The following is a 20,077-nucleotide window of genomic DNA, read 5'->3' as shown; positions in this document are numbered from 1 at the left end:
TAATCTTCACTACGATCTCGAAAAGCGGTGGCCCACGGATCAATCCGAGGGCCACCGCTTTCGGTGAAATCGTGAGAGCTCGCTACTGGACGGATTCGAGTGTGCTGCCTCGCGTTTCCTTCACGAACCTCAGGACGACGAACAGCGACAACACTGCCATGACGGCGTAGCCGGCGTAGGTGTACGACAGATTCCAATCGGCCAGTGCCGGGAACGTCCAGGACACCAGGAAGTTCGCGACCCAGTTGGTGGCGGTCGCAATTCCTACTGCTGCAGCACGCACGCGGTTGGGGAACATCTCGGAGATCAACACCCAGACCACCGGGCCCCAGGACAGAGCGAAGAAGAATACGAATGCGTTCGCACCGATAAGTGCGATAGTCGCGTTCGCTCCGGTCAGCGTGGCCACAGATTCGCCGATCTCGTTCTTCGTCACTGTTGCCGAATGGAAACAGAACGCCGCGGTGCCCAGTGAGATGGCCATACCGGCGGAACCGACCAACAACAGCGGCTTTCGACCGACCCGGTCGATGACGGCGATGGCGACAAATGTACCGACGATGTTGACCAAGGCGCTCACGACGCTGATCAGCAGGGATCGGTCGGCGCCGAATCCGACCGCCTGCCAGAGGGTGCTCGAGTAGTAGAAGATCACGTTGATACCGACCAACTGCTGCAATGCGGCGAGTGCAATACCGACCCACACCAGATGGGAGACCCCGAGCCGCTTCGAGAAGAGTTGGCGGACTGTGGTCTTGGCTTGCTTCTCCGTCAGAGATTCGCGGATCTCGTTCATACGTTCGGTGACGGCGTCGTGATCTCCACCTTCGAGATCGGAGATGATCTTGCGAGCACGATCGTCCTTGCCCTGCGCCACGAGGAACCGTGGAGATTCGGGAATCGTGGTTGTCATGATCAGGTACAGGACTGCGGGAACCGCCTCGAGCATCAGCATCCACTGCCAGGCTTCGAGGCCTGCGATCTGATTGCGATCACCACCGGCCGCGGCCTGGAGGGCGTAATTGACCAACTGCGACACGGCGATTCCGAGAACGATCGCCAGTTGGTACATCGAGCCGAGACGTCCGCGAATCGCGGCGGGGGAGATCTCCGCGATATAGGCCGGGGCGATGACTGACGCGAAACCCACTGCCAGGCCGCCGACCACGCGCCAGAACGTGAGGTCGTAGACGCTGAACGGAATTGCGGAGCCTACGGCGCCGATGATGAACAACACCGCGGCTATCTGCATGACGCGGATGCGGCCGAGTCGGTCGGCGAGTGTGCCTGCGATCCAGGCGCCGAGTGCTGCGCCGAGCAGAGTCAGTGAGACCGTGAGCCCGGTGCCCGAGGCGCCGATGTCGTACTTGTCTCGGATCGCACCGACCGCCCCGTTGATGACGGCGGTGTCGTATCCGAACAGAAAACCGCCGAGCGCGGCGGCGCCGGCGAAGAGCACTGCATGTCCGACGTCGGCGCGAGTAGCGCCTGATCCTCCGCCGGAGGCGGTTCCGCTGAATGCCATTCCTGCCCCCTCAAAGGCCCTACGGTCGACACCCCGATGCGCCGATCCATCCGCGAGCACTCTGCACGCTACGCCCACCGGGACAGATTTGGCGGGGACTCACGCGCCGTTACCCAGCTGAGTCCATTCCCGCAGAGAATCAGCTTGACACAGTAATGTCGTATTGATTGCAGTTAGTATGCAAACAATATGGTAAGTGCAGGTGAGGGCGCTTTACTCGCCCGAGAGACGCTCGGCTTTTGCTGCGATGTCTTCGAGATCCTTCGCCATGAATTTCCGGGTCACCCGCCTCTCCGGCGAGCCGTTCGATACGGATCACGCCGGAGAGGGTTGTCGGGAAAATCTCGTTTCTAGGCGGAGGCGCGCTTTGCGGCTTCGCTCAACGTCGGTGTGATCTGGCCGAGGACCCACGGCGTGCTCAGGACGTTGACGTTGCTCAGTCCGCCGATGACCCGGGTGTCGCTGAGGAATGCGGTGGATCCACGCTTGACCGCGCCGAGTCCACCGACTGCGGGTATGCCGGACGGATCACCGGAGCCGTCGGTGAAGCCGACGATCACATCGGCGTCGATGTCGGCGATGTTCTCGTAGGAGATCGTCTTGAAGAACGATCCACCTGCATTGTCCGCGGCTAGCTTCTCGACGCCCGGTGCGTTGACGAACCCGAGTTCGGTCAGCACCTGGACCCGCGGATCAGTGGGCAGATAGACGTTGATGTTGCTCGAATCGGTGTCGAAGTTGACCACTGCCAATGTCTTTCCGGCGAACTCCGGGTGGGCTGTGGCGGTATCGGCGAGAGTCGCGTCGAGGCCGTCGACGAGCTTGTCGGCCTCTTCGCTCTTGCCGACTGCCTTGCCGACGATGCGGGTCTGGTCCTGCCAGGATGTCTGCCAGGCCGCGCCGGGGTAAGCGGCCGTCGGTGCGATCTTGCTCAGTTGGTTGTAGACGGATTCCTCGAAGCCCTCGTACGGCGCGAGGATGACGTCGGGGGTCAACGACGCGATGGACTCGATCGGCGGTTCTCCGCTGGCCGGCATGTCGAAGAGCGTTGTCTTGTCCGCGTCGAAGTAGTCCTGCGCCCACGGCATGACGCCGTTGTCGTCCGCGCCGTAGGTGTACTTGGGCTGTCCGACCGGAGTCAGATCGAGTGCGTACAGTATGTCCTGCGCGTTCCATCCGAGGGTGACGAGGCGCTCGGGCTTCGAGTCGATGGTCGTGGTGCCGAAGGTGTTCTCGATGCTGACGGGGAATCCGCCCGTACCTTGGGATGGCGTGGATGTGCCTGAATCCGAGGAGCACGAGACAAGCGCGGTGACCGCGATTGCAGCCGCACCGAGGGCAGTGAAGCCCCGAACAGAAGTTTTCATGAAGGGCAGCCTAACCTACTGAATTTCGGCAGCCAAACGAAACCGATTGTGCCGTTTATGCAGGTGGGGAGTCGGATCTGGACCGCGTTTCTCAGTGCACCGTTTCGGTGGGCAATACTTTCCTCGTGCGATCACAGCAGAAGATTCTCGGTGCCGCCCTCGGACTGATCGAAGGTGGCGGATTCGAGGCTGTGAACATTGCCGCAGTTGCCACCGCGGCCGGTGTCTCGCGCCAGACGGTGTACTCGATTTTCGGCACACGTGAAGAGGTCGTCTCCCAGGCGATGGGCGGTCTCGCTGTCGAGGTTCTCGGGGAGATCACGGCACAGGTGGAGTCGGTCGACACGGCGTGTGAATACGTCGTCGAATTCATCGTTGCCGCGCGAACTGCCGTGCGTGCTCACCCGGTGCTCGCGACTCTGCTCCTCGCCGAGCGGGGAAACCCTGTCTTCGATCTCGAAATGATGAGTCGAGCAATACCTTTCGCTGGTCAGATGCTCACCCCTATGGTCGAACGTGGCCTCGCCACCGAGGCGGAGTTGGATGAGATAGTGGAAATTGCCGTGCGACTGGGGCTTTCGGTTGTTGCATTCGACAGTGACCTCGTACATTCCGACGACTCCTTGCGGGCCTTTCTCTCGAGGTGGCTCGGGCCCGCAATCCGGTCGACCTCGTAGTTCCTTGCCTGCTCCGCCAAAACCTTGACACTCGAGCGTCAGAGTGTCTAGTTTTGGCGTGCCCGGAATTCTCTGGCGACATTCTTCGAGGGAGCACCAGTCATGTCCGGAGTGAAACGTAGATCGTTCTTGGCCGGTACGGCCGCCGTGGGAGTCGCGATGATGGCGCCACGCACTGCCAGGGCTGCAACAGGGATTCCGCTGACACGTGAAGTGCACCGTGTCGTGGTTATCGGATCGGGGTTCGGCGGCGGGGTGACGGCACTTCGCCTGGCCGAGGCGGGGGTTCCGGTCACTTTGCTGGAGAGAGGGATTCGGTGGCAGACCGGGCCGAATGCCGAAACTTTTCCGCACCCAGCCAGTCCGGACAAGCGCATCCTCTGGCATCAGTCAAACCCGACTCTGTTCGGCAGGCCGGCGATCTTCGAGCCATACGCGGGTTTGTTGGAGACGGTGACCGGTGAGAACATGACCGCGATCTGCGCAGCCGGTGTGGGCGGCGGATCGCTTGTGTACCAAGGGATGACGCTGCAACCGGAAGAAGCGGTCTTCAACACGCACTTTCCGGAGGAGCTCGATTACGCACGAATGGGCCGCGTCCATTACCCGCGGGTGGCGCGGATGCTGCAAGTGGAAACTGCACCAGACGAACTGATTTCCAGCCCGAACTACGAGGCGGCACGTGTATTCGCGCGTAACGCAGCGCGTTCCGGTCTACCCGTGTCGAAGATTCCGATGCCGATCGACTGGAACTTCGCGTTGGCCGAATTGAGGGGTGAGATGAAGCCGTCTTACACCAACGGTGACGGCGCGCTCGGTGTCAACAACGGTGGCAAGCATTCGGTGGATGTCACCTACATTGCGGCTGCGGAAGCGACCGGATTGGTGAATGTGGAGACTCTGCACCAGGTCACCGATGTCGAGCGGGCCGCCGACGGACGGTGGCGCGTGTACGTGGACCGGACCGACATTTCCGGCAAGATTCTCGAGAACAAGATCTTGACGACGGATGCGCTCGTCATGGCTGCCGGCAGCATGAACACCACCAAACTCCTGGTCCGCGCCGCGGCAACGGGGCGGATCACGGATCTGCCGGACGAGCTCGGCGCAGGGTGGGGGACCAATGCCGATCGGATCTACATCTGGTCGGATCTCGCCGAGAATTTCGGCGCGACGCAGGGCGGGCCGGTCGTCTACGGCAGCCGGAACTGGGACGACCCGCATAACGCGTTCACCGTCATTCAGGCGTCGTTCCCGCCGGTGGCGTTCGACGCTCACAGCACGGTGATGGTCGGATTCGGTGTGAGCCGCGACCGGGGTCGGTTCGTGTACGACTCAGCGCGAGGCGAGGCGGTGCTCCGTTGGCCGAGTGATGGCGACTCTGCTATCCAGCAAGGCCACATCGGACCTGCGGCCCAGCAGATCGCGGCAGGAGGACTGCTCACCGATACGAACGCGATACTGCCGTCCACGTGGCATCCCCTCGGCGGTGCCTGCATGAACTCGGTGTGCGATCTCGATGGGCGGATTCTGGGCCAGCGGGGGTTGTACGTGCTCGACGGCGCTCTGCTGCCGGGAAACTCCGCTGCGTGCAATCCGTCGATGACCATCGCCGCCGTCGCGGAGCGTGCGCTCGAGAACATCGTGAAAGACGATGTGGGAACCCTATTCTGAACCTGCGCAAACGCCACGGACGGCGTACCCGAAGGCGCGCCGTCCGTGACGGGTCGATCGACTGACTCAGACGCTGGCAACACCAGGCGCGAGGAAGCGCTTGCCGTTGACGGCCTCGGAGGTGCCGGTGCGGTCCAGGTACGGCGTGATGCCGCCGTTCCAGAATCCGAATCCGCCGCCGAGCAGCAGGCAGAGGTCGATGTCCTCGGCTGCCGCCACGACGCCCTCGTCGAGCATGATCTGAATTTCCTCGGCAAATGCACGACGTGTGCGCTCGAGGACCTCTTCCGAGGTGGACACCTTGTCACCCTGCGGCCACAGTGCGGCGACCTCGGGGTCGACGGCCTGACCGTTCTCGCCCCAGGTCCACACGCCGGGCTTGCGGGCCTCGACGAGTGCTTCGAGTCCGGGTGAGCTCTTGAACCGGTCCGGGTACGACTCCTGCAGGGTCTCACCGGTGTGCAGTGCCACTGCGGGTCCGACGAGGGCCAGCAAGGTGAACGGCGACATGGGCATGCCGAGTTCGGCGATGGCATTGTCTGCGACGTCGAAGGGGGTGCCTTCGTCGACGGCGGACATGACCTCACCCAAGGTGCGGGTGACGAGGCGGTTGAAGACGAAGCCGGCCTTGTCGCCGCAGAGGACGGCGGACTTCTTCAGCGACTTCGCGGTGGCGAAAGCCGTTGCCAGAGTGGCATCATCGGTTTTGCTGCCCTTGATGATCTCGAGGAGGGGAAGAACGGCCACCGGGTTGAAGAAGTGGAAGCCGACCACACGCTCGGGATGTTCGAGGCCGGACGCCATCTCCGTGATGGAGAGCGAAGACGTGTTGGTGGCGAGGATGGTTTCGGGGGCGATGAACTGCTCGAGTTCCGCGAAGACCTTCTTCTTGACGTCCATGTTCTCGAAGACGGCTTCGATGACGAAGTCGGTCTTGGCGAACGCGGCCTTGTCGAGGGAGCCGGAGACGAGCGCCTTGAGGCGGTTCGCAGCGTCGGGGGACAGGCGTCCCTTGCCCTGGAGCTTCTCGATCTCGGTGTGGACGTAGCCGACACCCTTGTCGATGCGTTCCTGGTCGATGTCGGTCAGGATGACCGGCACCTTGAGCTGGCGGACGAAGAGCAGCGCGAGCTGGCTGGCCATGAGGCCGGCGCCGACGATGCCGACGCCGCTGACCTTACGAGCGAGCGAGCGGTCGGGTGCTCCGGCGGGACGCTTGGCGCGCTTGTTCACCAGATCGAAGGCGTACAGACCAGCCCGGAGTTCGTCCGTCAGGAGGAGGTCGGCAAGAGCCTCGTCCTCGGCCGCGAAGCCCTTGTCGAGCGAGGCGGCATCGGTGATGTCGGTGCTGCGAGCCAGTTCGAGCAACTCGACGGCCTTGACGGCGCCGGGAGCGTTGCCCTTGGTCTTGCCGTCGACGATCGCCTTCGCACGAGCGATCGCGTCGTCCCAGCCCTGGCCACGATCGATCTCGGGGCGAGCGGGGGTCACTGTGCCGGCGAGGACCTGCGACGCCCAGGCGAGGGACTGCTCGATGAAGTCGGCGGAATCGAGAACGACGTCGACGACGCCGAGTTCGAGTGCCTTCTTGGGGGAGAGCACCTTGTTCTGGTTCAGCGAGTTCTCGATAACCACGGTGACGGCGTTCGACGGGCCGACGAGGTTGGGGAGCAACTGCGTTCCGCCCCAACCGGGGACCAGACCGAGGAATGCTTCCGGAAGACCCAGTGCGCCCGCATTGGCGGCAACCGTGCGGTAGTGGCTGTGCAGTCCGACCTCGAGGCCGCCGCCCAGAGCGACACCGTTGATGAAGGCGAACGTGGGAACGGACGACTCACGCAGGCGTCGGAACACCTTGTGACCCAAGCGGCCCAGCTCGAGTCCCTGCTCACGAGAGGTGATCGCGGGAACACCCTTGAGATCCGCGCCGGCGGCGAAGATGAACGGCTTGCCGGTGACGGCGATGGCAACCGGGTTGGCGGCAAAGGCTTCGTCGAGGGCGGCGTCGAATGCTGCGAGTCCGCCGGGACCGAAGGACGACGGCTTGGTGTGGTCGAAGCCGTTGTCGAGGGTGATCAGTGCAAAAGGGCCCTCGATGCCGGGGACCGAGATGATCTTCGTGTAGGCGTTCGTCACGACCTCGTCGGCGAATGCTGTTGCAATATCAGACATTTAGTTGACTCCTGCCTGGTAGTCAGCGTGGTTCGGGTTCTCCCAGATGACGGTGCCGCCCATGCCGAGGCCGATGCACATGGTGGTCAAGCCGTAGCGCACGTCGGGACGCGTCGCGAACTGGCGGGAGAGCTGCGTCATCAGGCGAACGCCCGAGGAAGCGAGGGGGTGGCCACACGCGATGGCGCCGCCCCACTGGTTGACGCGCGGGTCGTCGTCGGCGATTCCGTAGTGCTCGAGGAACGCGAGGACCTGAACGGCGAACGCCTCGTTGATCTCGAAGAGTCCGATGTCCTCGATCTTGAGGCCGGTGCGTGCCAGCAGCTTCTCAGTGGCGGGAACCGGGCCGATGCCCATGACGGCGGGGTCGACGCCCTGGTAGGCGAAGCCCACCATGCGCATGCCGACCGGCAGGCCGAGCTCGGCTGCGGTGTCCTCACCGGCGAGCAGTGCTGCGGTGGCACCGTCGTTGAGTCCGGCTGCGTTACCGGCGGTGATGCGTCCGGCCGGTCGGAACGGCGTCTTGAGCTTCGCGAGATCTTCGACGGTGGTTCCGGGGCGCGGCGGCTCGTCTTCGGTGGCCAGACCCCAGCCCGCGGAACTGCGGGTGGCGACGGGGACCAGGGTGTCGGCGATGAAGCCGGCCTTCTTGGCAGCGTCGTACTTGTTCTGGCTGTTGACGGCGTAGGCGTCCGTGCGGTCCTTGGTGATGGTCGGGAACCGGTCGTGCAGGTTCTCGGCGGTGTTACCCATCACGAGGGCGCTCGGGTCGACCAGGCGGTCGGCGAGGAAACGCGGGTTGGGGTCTGCGCCCTCACCCATCGGGTGGTGACCCATGTGCTCGACGCCACCGGCGATCACGACGTCGTACTGGCCGAAGCCGATGCCCGACGCGGTCGTGGTGACGGCGGTCATCGCGCCGGCACACATGCGGTCGATGGCGAATCCTGGAACGGTTTCGGGGAGACCGGCGAGGATCGCAGCGGTGCGGCCGATGGTCAGGCCCTGGTCACCGGTCTGCGTGGTGGCTGCGACAGCAACTTCGTCGATCCGTGCGGGATCGAGCTGCGGGTTACGGCGAAGCAGCTCACGAATCGCCTTGACGACGAGATCGTCTGCGCGCGTGTCGGCGTACATGCCTTTCGGGCCGGCCTTGCCGAACGGGGTGCGAATGCCGTCGACGAAGACGACGTTGCGTTGGTTGTTTGTGGATGGAGCCACGCGAATTCCTCCTGATGGAGCTGCCCACCGCACCGAAGGGCGGTGAGACGTTGGTTCGGCGATCACGGCCAGGCGTCCGGCCTCGTGTCGAGCGTACTACTGCCCATTACTGACCGGTAACTTAACGTGCCGAATTGCTCCAACCTCACACCGGGGTCAGGTCAGGATTCCGGCTCTTCCACTTCGGGCTCGGCCGGGACCACGGAGTTCAGTGCCTCGGCGAGGACGGGAACGGTCAAAGTGCGTTGCCAGCCACGTGCGCCACCGGAAGTGAGCTTGGTCTCGATCGCACTCTCGACTTCGGCGATGTCCGAGTCGGGTTCCAGTTTCCAGTCCCAGCACAGGCGCCTGACCAGGTCGGGTTGGAGCAAATTCTCCACGGGCACCGAAACCTCTTTGCTCAGGTCCGACAGTGCTGCGCGCGCCGCGGTCAACCGATCAGCCGCCGCTGGATCCTGGCGGGCCCAGCGACCGGCAGCGGGCGGCCCGACGATGGGCGGGGTTTTCGGCGGAAGCTCGCTGTCGGGGAGCCTGCGCGCGGCTTCCAGTGCATCCATCCAGATACGCGAATACCGGCGTTGACGTGGTCCGCCGAAGACGGGAAGCGAGCGGAGCGCATCCAGCGACCGAGGATCTTTGAGAGCGGCATCGATGATCGCGGAGTCAGGAAGAACCCGACTCGGAGACACGTCGCGCTTGCGTGCGAGATCCTCGCGCGCCTGCCACAGCGCCCGTACTGCCGCCAACTGACGGGTGGTCTTGAGTGAGGTGATGTGCGACGTACGACGCCAGCGGTCCGGTTTGGGCTTGGGCGGGCCGGCCAGACGGATGTACTCGAACTCTTCCTTCGCCCACTCGAGCTTGCCTTGGGATTCGAGTTCGGCTTCCATTGCGTCGCGCAGTTCGAGAAGCACTTCGACGTCGAGGGCAGCGTAGTTCAACCAGGCGTCCGGCAGCGGACGTGTCGACCAGTCCGCAGCCCCGTGACCCTTGCGAAGTTCCACTCGCAGGGTTCGTTCCACGATCGCGGCGAGTCCGACTCGCTCGAACCCGGCCAGTCGTCCGGCCAGTTCGGTGTCGAACAGCTCGGCCGGCGTCAGGCTCAGTTCGGCGAGGCCGGGGAGATCCTGATCGGCAGAGTGCAGCACCCATTGCAACGGGTTGATCACCTCGGCCAACGGCTGCAGGTCTTGCGCTGTCGGAATCGGGTCGAGCAGGAACGATCCTGCTCCTTCGCGTCGAAGCTGGATCAGGTACGCCCGTGCCGAATAGCGGAATCCGGATGCGCGCTCGGCGTCCACGGCGAGCGGGCCGTGGCCGGAGGCCAGCGCGGCCGCGGCGTCGGCGACACCGGCGGCAGTGGTGATGACGTCCGGAACTCCGTCACGCGGAACGAGCAGCGGAACTACGTCGGAGGTGGGCTCGGTTGCATCATCGGTGACTTCGGACATGGTCACTGACTCTACGTCGCAGTCGGGGCCGGGGTTGTCACCTCAGCGTCGAACAGTTCGTCGAGTGCGGCTCCGAAACCTTGCGCGAGCTGGTCCAATTCGGGTGCCAGATCGGAGCAACTGACGATGCCGACGTCGAGTTTTCCGTCGAGAGACATCACAGTCACGTTGAGACCTGCTCCGTGAAAGATCGGGCCGAGCGGGAACATTCCCTTGATCTGGGCACCGAGGAAGTAGAGCGGCACCGGCGGTCCAGGCACATTCGACACGACCAGGTTGGACACGACGGGGTGACGCTCGGCGAGTTTGAGCGACGAGTACACGCGCATGGCGGCGCCGAACACCGCCGGCGAAGCGAACTGCGACCAGTCCTGGAGCATGTTCGCGCCCAGAGCCTCGTTGTGGTTCTTCGAGGTGGCGTTGTAATCGCTGATTGCGTGCAGGCGTTCGACCGGATCGGCGATCTGGGTGCCGAGTTGCGTGAACATGCCCGAGATCTGGTTCGTGCCCGGACGATCGGATTTGCCGTGGACCGACACCGGCACCATGGCGACGAGGGAGTCCTCCGGCAGTTCGTCCCGGTCCTCCAGATACTTACGCAGTGCCCCGGCGCAGAGCGCGAGAACCACGTCGTTGACCTTGACGCCGTGACGGTCCTTGACGGCTTTGACCTTCGCGAGATCGAGTTGGCTGAACGCGACGTTGCGGTGACCGGTGATCGCGCCGTTGAACGAGGTCCGCGGCGCGGTGAACGGAGCAGGCATCGCTTCACCCTTTCGCGCACGCGTCACCCACTTCGGGAGCATGGCGATTCCGCCCGGGACCAGACGGGCAATTCTTGCGGGCCGGGCGATGACGGCCATGAGTCCGCCGATCGCGATGTCCAGCGTTCCCGCGTCGCCCGCACCCTGTGCTGTGGGATCCACGAGCGCCGGTGAATCCGGTTCGAGACTGCACAGCTGAGCCAGGATGTTCGCGCCGGTGACACCGTCGGCAGCGCTGTGATGGATCTTCGACATGACGGCGATCTGTCCGTCGGCAAGTCCCTCGATGACCCACATCTCCCACAGCGGTCGGGAACGATCCAGCGGTTGGCTCGCGATGTGTCCGGCGAGCTCTGCCAGTTCCGCGTGTGTGCCGGGAGCAGGTACCGCGGTCCGATGGCAGTGCCGCTCGATGTCGAAATCGTGATCGTCGACCCACACGGGGTAGTCGAGATTGAGACGGGAATCTTTGAGTTTGCGCCGGAAGGTCGGCATGGTGGCCATTCGCGAGTCCAACTCGCGAAGCAGCTTCCGGTAGTCGTAGCCGCCCGGGATGGTCGTGGGGTCGAGCAGGACAAGTCCACAAACGTGCAATAGCTGGGTCGGTGTTTCCAAGTAGAGGAAGGTCGCGTCGAGTCCGCTGAGACGTTGCATGACTCATTCTAGAACAGGTTCTAGTATTTTTCCGGGGGAATGCTCAAACGAGTGAAAGAGTCAGTCGTTCTGCCGCGACAGCGTGGTTATCCCGGCAGGCGGAAGCCCCGCCGCGTACGCGAGAACCTCGCAGAAAGCCTCGACGTGGTGAGCCAATTCGGACGAAGTTGCAGTCCAGGACGCTCGCAACTCCAGTTGATGGGCTCGCGGAGGCCCGGCGATGTCGCCGTACCGCACGGAAGTTGTAGCTGTGACCGTACCGCCCAGGGCCACAAAAGGTTCCGGTCCGGCCTCCAAAGCGTCCACCAGCCAACTCCAGGCTACTTCGGGAAGTAGTGGATCCGCGGCGACGGCTTCGTCGAGATCGGCCTGGATGTACGCCACCAACCGCATGGTGCCGTTCCACGCCTCGTCGCCGTCCGGATCGAACAACAGGATCAGGCGGCCGAAAGCGTCACCTTCGGACTGCTCGGCCACGACGTCGGAGTCCGGGTGGAGAACCTCGGCCCCCACCGCGTGGCTGTACGGAGCGAGGCGCTGCGGCGGGCGGATGGGACCGACCTCTATCTCGGGCCGAACCCGCGCAGCGGTCATCGCCTCCACGGCGGCACGGAACTCGGCCGGGTCGGCTGTCGATCCGGATGTCGTCACAGGTCAGGACGTTAGTCGGGGATGCGGGCGGGGAGGTGGAGGCGCGCCGACCGAGTGTGGCTCGGGTGTGTGGCCGCTCACGAACCGCTCGGGTGTCCGATCCCGAGTGTGGGACGTGGCAGCATTGAGTCGATCGAAGACACACGTTGGCGGAGAGCGCGAGGACTGATGAGCGGGTTGGACAACATGAATTCAGGCATTACCGGGTCGGCGGAATACAGCGCTCGGCGAGTCTTGCCCGACGCACCGTTGCTTGCCGCGGCGACCGGACGCACTCCGAGTCGACGGCCGGTGTGGTTCATGCGTCAGGCCGGGCGTTCGTTGCCGGAGTACCGCGAGATCCGCGCCGGGATCGGCATGTTGGAATCTTGTTTCGATCCGGCGCTGGTCTGTGAGATCACGATGCAGCCGGTGCGCCGTCACGACGTGGACGCGGCAATCCTGTTCTCGGACATCGTCGTTCCACTCAAAGCCGCGGGAATTGATCTCGACATCGTTGCCGGCGTCGGACCGGTGGTCGCCAATCCGATTCGCTCCATCGCCGACGTTGCAGCACTCCCGCGACTGGTTCCCGAAGAGGTAGGCGCAATCGCGCAGGCCGTTCGGCTTCTCACCACCGAGTTGGGCTCCACGCCGCTGATCGGCTTTGCCGGAGCGCCGTTCACTCTGGCGTCGTATCTGGTCGAAGGTGGTCCGAGCCGGAACCACGAGAAGACCAAAGCGCTCATGCACTCCGATCCGAAGACCTGGCACGCGTTGCTCGGAAGTTTGGCCGACACCACGATCTGCTTCCTGCAGGCGCAGCTCAAGGCGGGCGTCGACGCGGTCCAGCTGTTCGACTCGTGGGCCGGCGCGCTCTCGCTGGCCGATTATCGGGAATTTGTCCTGCCGCATTCCGAGCGAGTGTTCGCCGAGGTTGCCGCTGCCGGCGTCCCGCGTATCCACTTCGGTGTCGGCACCGGTGAACTTCTCGGCGCGATGGGGGAGGCAGGCGCCGACGTCGTGGGTGTCGACTGGCGGATTCCGCTCGACGTCGCGGCTGGTCGTGTCGGTCCGGGTAAGGCGCTGCAGGGCAACCTCGATCCCGCCGTACTGTTCGCGGGCCCCGAGGTGATCGATCGTGAGGTGCGCCGGATCGCCGCCGAAGGGGACCGCGCGATCGAGGCCGGTGCCATCGGCCACATCTTCAACCTCGGCCACGGAGTTCTTCCCGACACCGATCCCACGGCGATCACCGCGGCGGTGGAGCTGGTGCACTCGCTGTGACGACCAATCGGCCGTCGGTCGCGGTGATCGGAGGAGGAATCTCCGGTCTGGTTGCCGCGTACCGGCTTCGGCGCAGTCTGGGCTCCGAAGCGGACATCACGATCGTCGACGACTCACCGCGACTGGGCGGGAAGCTGCGAACGATTGATCTGGGCGGTGGCCCGATCGACATCGGTGCCGAGGCTTTCATCGCCCGTCGGCCGGAAGTTCCTGCGCTTCTCGCCGAGCTGGGTCTGACCGATCAGATCGTCTACCCTGCGGGGCTGAGCCCGTTGATCTGGTCTCAGGGATCACTGAGTCGGTTGCCCACCGGAACCCTGATGGGAATCCCGGCATCGGCGGAGTCGGTGAGAGATCTTGTCGACGAGCAGACCCTGGCTCGCATCGCCGCCGAGGCCGGCGTCCCGCTGGAGTGGACCCGCGGTTCCGATTGCAGTGTTGCCGAACTGGTTTCGCAGCGATTCGGTGATCAGGTGGTCAGCCGATCGGTGGATCCGCTTCTCGGTGGGGTGTATTCGGGGCTGGCGGAGACCATCGGCGTGCGTGCAGCTTTGCCGACACTCGCTGCGGCCCTCGATGCGGGCTCTCGGAGCCTCACGGATGCAGTCGCAGCCGCATTGCCGACGCCTGCACCGGGGCCGGTGTTCGGAGCGCTCAGAGACGGGTACGGCATCCTGCTCGATGCGCTGCAGCAGGCCGCCGACGCGACCTTCGTCCGCGGCGAGGCTTCTGGGTTGCGCAGCGACGGGGCTGGTTGGAACGTCGATCCGCTCGGAAGCGTCGACGCGGTGATTCTGGCCGTCCCGGCGCCGCGCGCAGCGGCGCTGTTGGCCGGAGTCGATGCGGATGTTGCGAGTACCGTCGCTCGGATCGAACTGGCGTCGTCCGCGGTGGTGGCGCTCCGGTTGTCCGGGCAGGTCGAACTTCCGCAGAATTCAGGGATCCTGGTAGCCACCGACGCCGACCTGACCGCCAAGGCGTTCACGCTGTCGAGTCGAAAGTGGACACACCTCGCTGATCGCGGTGAGCACCTCGTTCGGGTGTCGTTCGGTCGATTCGGTGCATCGGAGATCGTCGACCGGTCGGATGGCGAGTTGATCGACTTCGCGCGCGCCGATCTCGAGACCGTGACCGGAATCACCGAGGAGCCAGGCGCGACCTTCGTACAGCGGTGGCACGGAGGTCTTCCCCAATACGCCCCAGGTCACACGGAAATCGTGGCTGAAATCGAGTCCGGGATGACGCAGTTCGACGGCCTCGCCCTGGCCGGGTCGTGGCTGCACGGCGTCGGGGTTCCGGCGTGTGTCGCAGTCGGCACGACGGCGGCTACACGGATATTCGAGCGAGTGGCACGATAGACCCATGGCACGCCTTGATTTCGACAAACTGAACTCTGAAATCCGTTACCTCATGTTCTCCGTGTTCCAGGTGGAACCCGGTGTGCTGGGCGATGATCGGGAAGCTGCGGTCAAGGACGCCCGCTTGTTCTTCGAGGGTCTCGAAGACAAGGGCGTCGTGGTTCGCGGGATCTACGACGTCGCCGGCCTGCGCGCCGACGCGGACTTCATGATCTGGACCCACGCGGCCACCATCGAGGAACTGCAGGCCGCGTACGCGGATTTCCGTCGCACCACCGTCCTCGGACAGGCCAGTGCTCCCATCTGGAGCAACTCGGCGGTGCACCGCCCCGCGGAGTTCAACAAGAGCCACGTGCCCTCGTTCATCGCGGGTGAGGATCCGGGCGACTACATCTGCGTCTACCCGTTCGTCCGCTCGTACGAGTGGTACCTGCTCCCCGACGAGGAGCGTCGCAAGATGCTCGCCGATCACGGTATGGCTGCTCGTTCGTACAAGGACGTTCGCGCCAACACGGTCCCGGCCTTCGCCCTGGGGGACTACGAGTGGATTCTCGCGTTCGAAGCACCCGAGCTCATTCGTATCGTCGATCTGATGCGCGATCTACGTGCCACCGAAGCTCGCTTGCACGTTCGCGAAGAGGTGCCGTTCTTCACCGGCCCGCGCGTGGACATCGAGAAGCTGGTCCTTTCCCTTCCCTGATCTGCTTCGAAAGTAGTTCCTGTGACAACTGCACCGAACCGGCGTCGTCAACACATGTCCCATTGGGGAATGTTCACCGCCGAATCGGTCGCCGGCGAGGTGACCGCCGTGCATCCGTACGAGGGTGATGCGAATCCTTCGCCGATGCTCGGGAACCTCGCCGGTTCGGTGCGCAGTCGGGCTCGTGTTTCGGGCCCGGCGGTGCGTCGGGGTTGGCTCGAGAACGGGCCGGGTCCCAGCGACCGACGTGGAGCCGACGAATTCGTCTCGGTCTCCTGGGACGAACTGACCGAACTCCTCTCGCGTGAACTACGTCGCGTGGTCGACGCGCACGGAAACAAGGCGATCTTCGGCGGCTCGTACGGCTGGGCCAGCGCCGGCCGATTCCATCACGCGCAGAGCCAAGTTCACCGATTTCTGAATCAGCTGGGTGGATACACCAAGTCAGTTCACAGCTACTCGCTCGGTGCCACCGGTGTCATCATGCCGCGTGTGGTCGGAACGCACTGGAAGTTGTTCGCGCGCTCCACGTCGTGGGACGTCATCGCGAAGCACTCCGAACTCCTCGTCTCGTTCGGAGGAGTGCCGATCAAGAACACCGGAGTCAATGCCGGTGGTACGAGCGATCATCCGACGCGCGGGGCGCTCGACGCGTTTCGTGCCCGCGGCGGAAAGATCGTCTCCTTCAGTCCGTTGCGTGACGACGTCGAGGGTGACTGTGAGTGGATCGCACCCGTTCCGGGAACCGACGTTGCAATCATGCTTGCCCTGGCCTTTGTCCTGGCGTCGGAGGACCTGCACGATCGCGATTTCCTGGGCCGTTTCTGCCTCGGTTACGAACGCTTCGAGGATTACCTGCTCGGACGTTCCGACGGTGTACCGAAGGATCCGCGCTGGGCGCAGAAGATCTCCGGTGTGTCGGCGGAGTTCATCACCGACCTGGCTCGGAGAATGGCGTCTGGCCGGACGCTGGTGACCGTCACGTGGTCGTTGCAACGCATCAAACACGGTGAACAGGCACCGTGGATGGGCGTGACACTCGCAGCGATGCTCGGCCAATTCGGGCTTCCGGGTGGAGGTTTCGGGCACGGCTACGGTTCGATGAACGAGCCGGGTCTGGCTCCGGTGCCGTATCCCTTGCCGACCTTCTCGCAAGGTGTGAATCCGGTGTCGGATTTCATTCCGGTAGCCGCGATTTCCGACCTGCTGCTTTCGCCCGGGGAGGAGTTCGATTACGACGGCCGACGCTTGACCTATCCCGACATCCGGTTGGTCTACTGGGCCGGTGGCAATCCGTTTCACCACCATCAGGATCTCCCGAGGCTGCGACGGGCATTTGCGCGTCCGGACACGATCGTCGTTCACGATCCGTACTGGACGCCGATGGCCCGCAACGCCGACATCGTTGTCCCGTCGACCACCTCGCTCGAACGAAATGACCTGAGCTGCACTCGAAACGACCCGCTTCTGGTCGCGATGCAGCAGGTCGTTCCACCTTTCGAGAACTCGCGTGACGACTACGACACGTTTGCCGCTCTCGCTTCTGCGCTCGGATTCGGGGAACAGTTCACCGAGGGGCGATCCTCACAGGAGTGGATCGAGCATCTCTACGGTCAATGGCGGCCGTTCGTCGATGCAGACGGCGGCAACACACCGACGTTCGAGGACTTCTGGGCAGAAGGGCACTACCGGATGCGAACCGAAGACAACCTCGTGCTCTTCGGTGACTTCCGTGAGAATCCCGAGAAATATCCGCTCTCGACTCCGAGTGGGAAGATCGAGATCTTCTCCGAGACCATCGAGTCCTTCGGCTACGACGACTGCGCCGGCCATCCGCGCTGGTACGAGCCCGACGAGTGGCTGGGTGGACCGCGAGCCTCGCAATTCCCGCTTCACTTGATCGCCAATCAGCCCAAGACGCGTCTGCACAGCCAACTCGATCACGGCGCTGCGAGCCAGGCGTCGAAGATTCAGGGACGCGAGCCGATTCGTATGCACCCCGATGCAGCGGCCGCGCGCGGCGTCTCGGCAGGAGACGTGGTGCGGGTGTTCAACGATCGCGGAGCGTGCCTTGCTGGTGTGATCGTCGACTCGGACTTGCGGAGCGACGTCGTCCAACTTTCCACCGGTGCCTGGTACGACCCGCTCGATCCTGCCGATCCCGACTCTCTGTGCGTGCACGGCAATCCCAACGTTCTGACACCGGACATCGGTACGTCGTCACTCTCGCACGGGTGCACCGGCCAGCACGTTCTGGTGCAGATCGAGAAATTCGACGGGGCCCTGCCGCCGGTCAAGGCGTTCGATCCGCCCGTGCTTCGTTCACGCTGACGGAACCGATCGGCCACCTCTCGCGTCGAACCTCGTGAGCGCCTGAATCAGGTGTCACGATCTATCGAAGGTGGGGGCCATCGTGAGTGCAGCGGATGTTGGTTCGATGCGGGGGCAAGTCGAAGTACTTCGGGCTCAGATCGATTCGATGCAGCACGTTCTGTTGGAGCGGACTCGATCGCTGGCGGACTTGCAGGAGAGGATCGCTCGAGCGACGGCGAGCGCGCGTTCGAGTGACGGCAGCGTGGAAATCGTCGTCGACGCCTCGGGGGCGGTGGTGGGAGTCGATCTCTCGGGGAGTTCTTACGCCAAGCATTCGCCGGCAGCGTTGGGGAATCTGATCCTGGCTACGGCCGCGTCTGCGGCAGAAGACATACGCCGACAGGTTGCCGAGATGACGAAGCCGCTCACGGAGGCGGCCGGAATCGACTTGCCGGACCTGGTTCCGGGCGTGCTCGGATTGCGCGAGATTCTCGAACCTCGTCCGAGCTCCACACCGGCTTCCTGCGACGAGAACTGGGACCGCACCGTTCTGAGGAGCTCCGGCAATGTCTGAGCTGGGCGTGAATGTGGCCGCGATGAAAAGTGCTGCACCAGCCTTCGCGGTGGTCGCTGCCGATCTCGACGAGGCGCGGAGCGCTCTCGACGCAGTGGTCGCCGCCGAAGAGGGTTGCTGGGGCACTGACCAGTTCGGATCCGCATTCTCAGGCGCATATGTTCCCGGTGCTGAGTCAGCAGTCGGTGGGATGACGCTGGTCACGGGCGCGCTGCGCGAATTGACCGCCACGCTGATCGAGATCACCGATCGTTTCGAATCGATCGACACCTCGCTTGCCGACGACATGGCGGGTGGGCTCTGATGGGACTCGAGATTCCAGGCTGGTTACAGGCGGTTGCGTCGGTCGCGGTGGGCAGTGACTGGCCGCAAGGAGACGAAACGGCACTGTGGAGGTTGGGTGATGCCTGGTCAGGCGCGGCTGATCGGATCGAGGCTTCGGCCGCTGCCGGTGGTTACGGATTGCAGGCAGTACTGGCATCGATCGACGGTCGAGCCGGCGACTCGTTGTCTCGGTATTGGTCCGAGGCCGGGGGAGTTGCGGAGGTCTTCGAGCGGTTGTCCTCTGCCGCGGCCGAACTGGGTCAGTCATGCACCGATACCGGCACGGACATCGAGTACACCAAACTGTCGATCCTCGCGGCGCTGGGCGCACTGGCGCTCGAGATTGCCGCCATGGTGGCGGCTGCTGTCCCGACACTGGGTGTCAGTACCGCCGGGGTCGTGGCGGCTGAGGTCGCAACAACACTCACGGTCCGAATGTTGTTGCAGCAATTGTTGATACGAGTGATCGAGGCTGCGGCAGTGGAAGCTGCCGCTGCCGTCTTCTCCGGCCTCGCCATTCAACTCGGGCAGATGACGATGGATCATCGCCAGTCGATCGACGGTGGCAAGGTCGTGACCGAGGGGCGCGACGGTTTCATCAAGGGACTTGCGAACGGAGGGTTGAAGACGACGCCGGATCGTGTCGGCCCTGACCCGAACCCGCTCCCGACCGGTTCGAGAGTGCAGGAGATCGCGCGGGGCGCCTTCGACGACGCGGTGTCGGGAGCGTCCGCTGCGATCGTGACGAAGGAAGTCACGGGCGGCGACGCCTCGTTGACTGACATCACTTCCGGCGCGATCGGTGGCGGGATCGGTTCCGTCAAAGACGGACTTGTCGCTCGCAACGAGGACCTGAATGCGGCCGGTCTGAGCCCGACTGCGCTGAACTGGGACTTCTGAGTGGAAAGTCTCGAATCGTGGGCTACCAGTGACACGGGGTAGCCCACGACCTGGCTACTGAGCGGGCTTGAGAACCAGCGAGATCGAGTTGATGCAGTACCGCTGATCGGTCGGCGTCGGGTATCCCTCGCCCTCGAAGACGTGACCGAGGTGGCTGTGGCACTTCTTGCAGATGACCTCGACCCGGCGCATTCCGAGTGAGCTGTCTTCTTTCAGGATCACGGCATCCGAATCCGCCGGATCGAAGAAGGACGGCCACCCGCAGTGCGATTCGAACTTCTCGGTGCTGCGGAACAGTTCGGCTCCGCAGGCCCGGCAGGAGTAGACACCTTCCGTGGTGGTGTCGGTGTACTCGCCGACGAAGGGGCGTTCGGTGCCGGCTTGGCGCAGGACGGCGAACTCCTCCGGCGTCAGTTTTTCGCGCCACTCGCTCTCGGTGTACGTGACCTCAGGTGTGCTGTCGATGCCATCGTGTGAAGAACTCAT

17 protein-coding genes are annotated in these 20,077 nt (G+C 63.9%); 9 read left to right on the top strand and 8 right to left on the bottom strand.

Translation table 11 applies throughout. The features are described 5' to 3' along the window. Positions 1 to 82 precede the first annotated feature (82 nt). Both ABH939_RS16950 and ABH939_RS16945 read right to left on the bottom strand, forming a co-directional pair. A complete protein-coding gene (locus tag ABH939_RS16950; RefSeq protein WP_007732869.1) occupies positions 83 to 1,525 on the bottom strand; it encodes a sugar porter family MFS transporter in 1,443 nt (480 codons plus the stop codon). A gap of 350 nt (positions 1,526 to 1,875) precedes the next feature. Beyond that, positions 1,876 to 2,892 carry an iron-siderophore ABC transporter substrate-binding protein gene (locus ABH939_RS16945; protein WP_054828247.1) on the bottom strand — a complete coding sequence of 339 codons (1,017 nt, stop codon included), beginning with the start codon at positions 2,890 to 2,892 and terminating at the stop codon, positions 1,876 to 1,878. A 125-nt stretch (positions 2,893 to 3,017) separates the two neighbouring features. Between ABH939_RS16945 and ABH939_RS16940 the strand changes: the two genes are divergently transcribed. Continuing rightward, positions 3,018 to 3,569 carry a TetR/AcrR family transcriptional regulator gene (locus tag ABH939_RS16940; RefSeq protein WP_042920005.1) on the top strand — a complete coding sequence of 184 codons (552 nt, stop codon included), beginning with the start codon at positions 3,018 to 3,020 and terminating at the stop codon, positions 3,567 to 3,569. 102 nt (positions 3,570 to 3,671) lie between these two features. Beyond that, positions 3,672 to 5,243: a GMC oxidoreductase gene (locus tag ABH939_RS16935; protein ID WP_404649850.1), complete on the top strand. Its 1,572-nt coding sequence runs from the start codon at positions 3,672 to 3,674 to the stop codon at positions 5,241 to 5,243. Between the two features lie 66 nt (positions 5,244 to 5,309). On the opposite strand, the gene ABH939_RS16930 is transcribed toward ABH939_RS16935, so the two are convergent. The 5 genes from ABH939_RS16930 to ABH939_RS16910 all read right to left on the bottom strand — a co-directional run bounded on the left by ABH939_RS16930 (position 5,310) and on the right by ABH939_RS16910 (position 12,156). Then, positions 5,310 to 7,415: a 3-hydroxyacyl-CoA dehydrogenase NAD-binding domain-containing protein gene (locus tag ABH939_RS16930; RefSeq protein ID WP_007732875.1), complete on the bottom strand. Its 2,106-nt coding sequence runs from the start codon at positions 7,413 to 7,415 to the stop codon at positions 5,310 to 5,312. Further along, positions 7,416 to 8,636: a thiolase family protein gene (locus tag ABH939_RS16925; RefSeq protein ID WP_003942598.1), complete on the bottom strand. Its 1,221-nt coding sequence runs from the start codon at positions 8,634 to 8,636 to the stop codon at positions 7,416 to 7,418. 161 nt (positions 8,637 to 8,797) lie between these two features. Further along, positions 8,798 to 10,087, bottom strand: a complete 1,290-nt coding sequence (locus tag ABH939_RS16920) for a ribonuclease D (protein WP_063316501.1) — start codon at positions 10,085 to 10,087, stop codon at positions 8,798 to 8,800. A gap of 11 nt (positions 10,088 to 10,098) precedes the next feature. Beyond that, entirely contained in the window at positions 10,099 to 11,505 is a 1,407-nt protein-coding gene (locus ABH939_RS16915) for a wax ester/triacylglycerol synthase family O-acyltransferase (RefSeq protein ID WP_003942594.1), read from the bottom strand. Positions 11,506 to 11,565: 60 nt separating this feature from the next. Beyond that, the gene (locus tag ABH939_RS16910) at positions 11,566 to 12,156 is read right to left on the bottom strand and encodes a DUF3000 domain-containing protein (protein WP_003942604.1); all 591 of its coding nucleotides are present in this window, start codon (positions 12,154 to 12,156) and stop codon (positions 11,566 to 11,568) included. 168 nt (positions 12,157 to 12,324) lie between these two features. On the opposite strand from ABH939_RS16910, the gene hemE reads away from it, so the two are divergent. From hemE to ABH939_RS16875, 7 genes are all read left to right on the top strand, one after another. After that, on the top strand, positions 12,325 to 13,422 hold the full coding sequence (gene hemE, locus ABH939_RS16905) for a uroporphyrinogen decarboxylase (RefSeq protein WP_003942625.1): 1,098 nt from the start codon (positions 12,325 to 12,327) through the stop codon (positions 13,420 to 13,422). Continuing rightward, positions 13,419 to 14,780, top strand: a complete 1,362-nt coding sequence (locus ABH939_RS16900) for a protoporphyrinogen oxidase (protein WP_058038721.1) — start codon at positions 13,419 to 13,421, stop codon at positions 14,778 to 14,780. Before hemE ends, ABH939_RS16900 begins: the two co-directional genes overlap by 4 nt. 4 nt (positions 14,781 to 14,784) lie before the next feature. Next, positions 14,785 to 15,480 (top strand): hydrogen peroxide-dependent heme synthase, encoded by a 696-nt coding sequence (gene hemQ / locus ABH939_RS16895; protein WP_003942644.1) that lies wholly within the window; start codon positions 14,785 to 14,787, stop codon positions 15,478 to 15,480. Between the two features lie 54 nt (positions 15,481 to 15,534). Continuing rightward, positions 15,535 to 17,811: a molybdopterin guanine dinucleotide-containing S/N-oxide reductase gene (locus tag ABH939_RS16890; protein WP_404649875.1), complete on the top strand. Its 2,277-nt coding sequence runs from the start codon at positions 15,535 to 15,537 to the stop codon at positions 17,809 to 17,811. Between the two features lie 82 nt (positions 17,812 to 17,893). Continuing rightward, positions 17,894 to 18,367: a YbaB/EbfC family nucleoid-associated protein gene (locus ABH939_RS16885; protein ID WP_223304570.1), complete on the top strand. Its 474-nt coding sequence runs from the start codon at positions 17,894 to 17,896 to the stop codon at positions 18,365 to 18,367. After that, on the top strand, positions 18,360 to 18,671 hold the full coding sequence (locus ABH939_RS16880; RefSeq protein WP_404649848.1) for a hypothetical protein: 312 nt from the start codon (positions 18,360 to 18,362) through the stop codon (positions 18,669 to 18,671). Before ABH939_RS16885 ends, ABH939_RS16880 begins: the two co-directional genes overlap by 8 nt. Then, a complete protein-coding gene (locus tag ABH939_RS16875) occupies positions 18,671 to 19,591 on the top strand; it encodes a hypothetical protein (protein ID WP_003942627.1) in 921 nt (306 codons plus the stop codon). Before ABH939_RS16880 ends, ABH939_RS16875 begins: the two co-directional genes overlap by 1 nt. A 54-nt stretch (positions 19,592 to 19,645) precedes the next feature. Here the strand turns inward: ABH939_RS16875 and msrB are convergent, their stop codons facing one another. Next, positions 19,646 to 20,077: a peptide-methionine (R)-S-oxide reductase MsrB gene (gene msrB, locus ABH939_RS16870; protein WP_003942631.1), complete on the bottom strand. Its 432-nt coding sequence runs from the start codon at positions 20,075 to 20,077 to the stop codon at positions 19,646 to 19,648.

This window comes from Rhodococcus sp. 27YEA6 (genome assembly GCF_044908235.1).
Taxonomy (GTDB): Bacteria; Actinomycetota; Actinomycetes; order Mycobacteriales; family Mycobacteriaceae; genus Rhodococcus_F; species Rhodococcus_F qingshengii.
Note: the sequence above shows the minus strand (reverse complement) of the source record. Positions and strands in the feature narration are given on the sequence as shown.

What these genes read in the sequence shown, in the direction of transcription:
- ABH939_RS16950 (WP_007732869.1), bottom strand. Translation starts at nt 1,525, where the DNA reads ATGGCATTCAGCGGAACCGCCTCCGGCGGAGGATCAGGCGCTACTCGC.
- ABH939_RS16945 (WP_054828247.1), bottom strand. Translation starts at nt 2,892, where the DNA reads ATGAAAACTTCTGTTCGGGGCTTCACTGCCCTCGGTGCGGCTGCAATC.
- ABH939_RS16935 (WP_404649850.1), top strand. Translation starts at nt 3,672, where the DNA reads ATGTCCGGAGTGAAACGTAGATCGTTCTTGGCCGGTACGGCCGCCGTG.
- ABH939_RS16930 (WP_007732875.1), bottom strand. Translation starts at nt 7,415, where the DNA reads ATGTCTGATATTGCAACAGCATTCGCCGACGAGGTCGTGACGAACGCC.
- ABH939_RS16920 (WP_063316501.1), bottom strand. Translation starts at nt 10,087, where the DNA reads ATGTCCGAAGTCACCGATGATGCAACCGAGCCCACCTCCGACGTAGTT.
- ABH939_RS16915 (WP_003942594.1), bottom strand. Translation starts at nt 11,505, where the DNA reads ATGCAACGTCTCAGCGGACTCGACGCGACCTTCCTCTACTTGGAAACA.
- hemE (WP_003942625.1), top strand. Translation starts at nt 12,325, where the DNA reads ATGAGCGGGTTGGACAACATGAATTCAGGCATTACCGGGTCGGCGGAA.
- hemQ (WP_003942644.1), top strand. Translation starts at nt 14,785, where the DNA reads ATGGCACGCCTTGATTTCGACAAACTGAACTCTGAAATCCGTTACCTC.
- ABH939_RS16890 (WP_404649875.1), top strand. Translation starts at nt 15,535, where the DNA reads ATGTCCCATTGGGGAATGTTCACCGCCGAATCGGTCGCCGGCGAGGTG.
- ABH939_RS16880 (WP_404649848.1), top strand. Translation starts at nt 18,360, where the DNA reads ATGTCTGAGCTGGGCGTGAATGTGGCCGCGATGAAAAGTGCTGCACCA.
- ABH939_RS16875 (WP_003942627.1), top strand. Translation starts at nt 18,671, where the DNA reads ATGGGACTCGAGATTCCAGGCTGGTTACAGGCGGTTGCGTCGGTCGCG.
- msrB (WP_003942631.1), bottom strand. Translation starts at nt 20,077, where the DNA reads ATGAGTTCTTCACACGATGGCATCGACAGCACACCTGAGGTCACGTAC.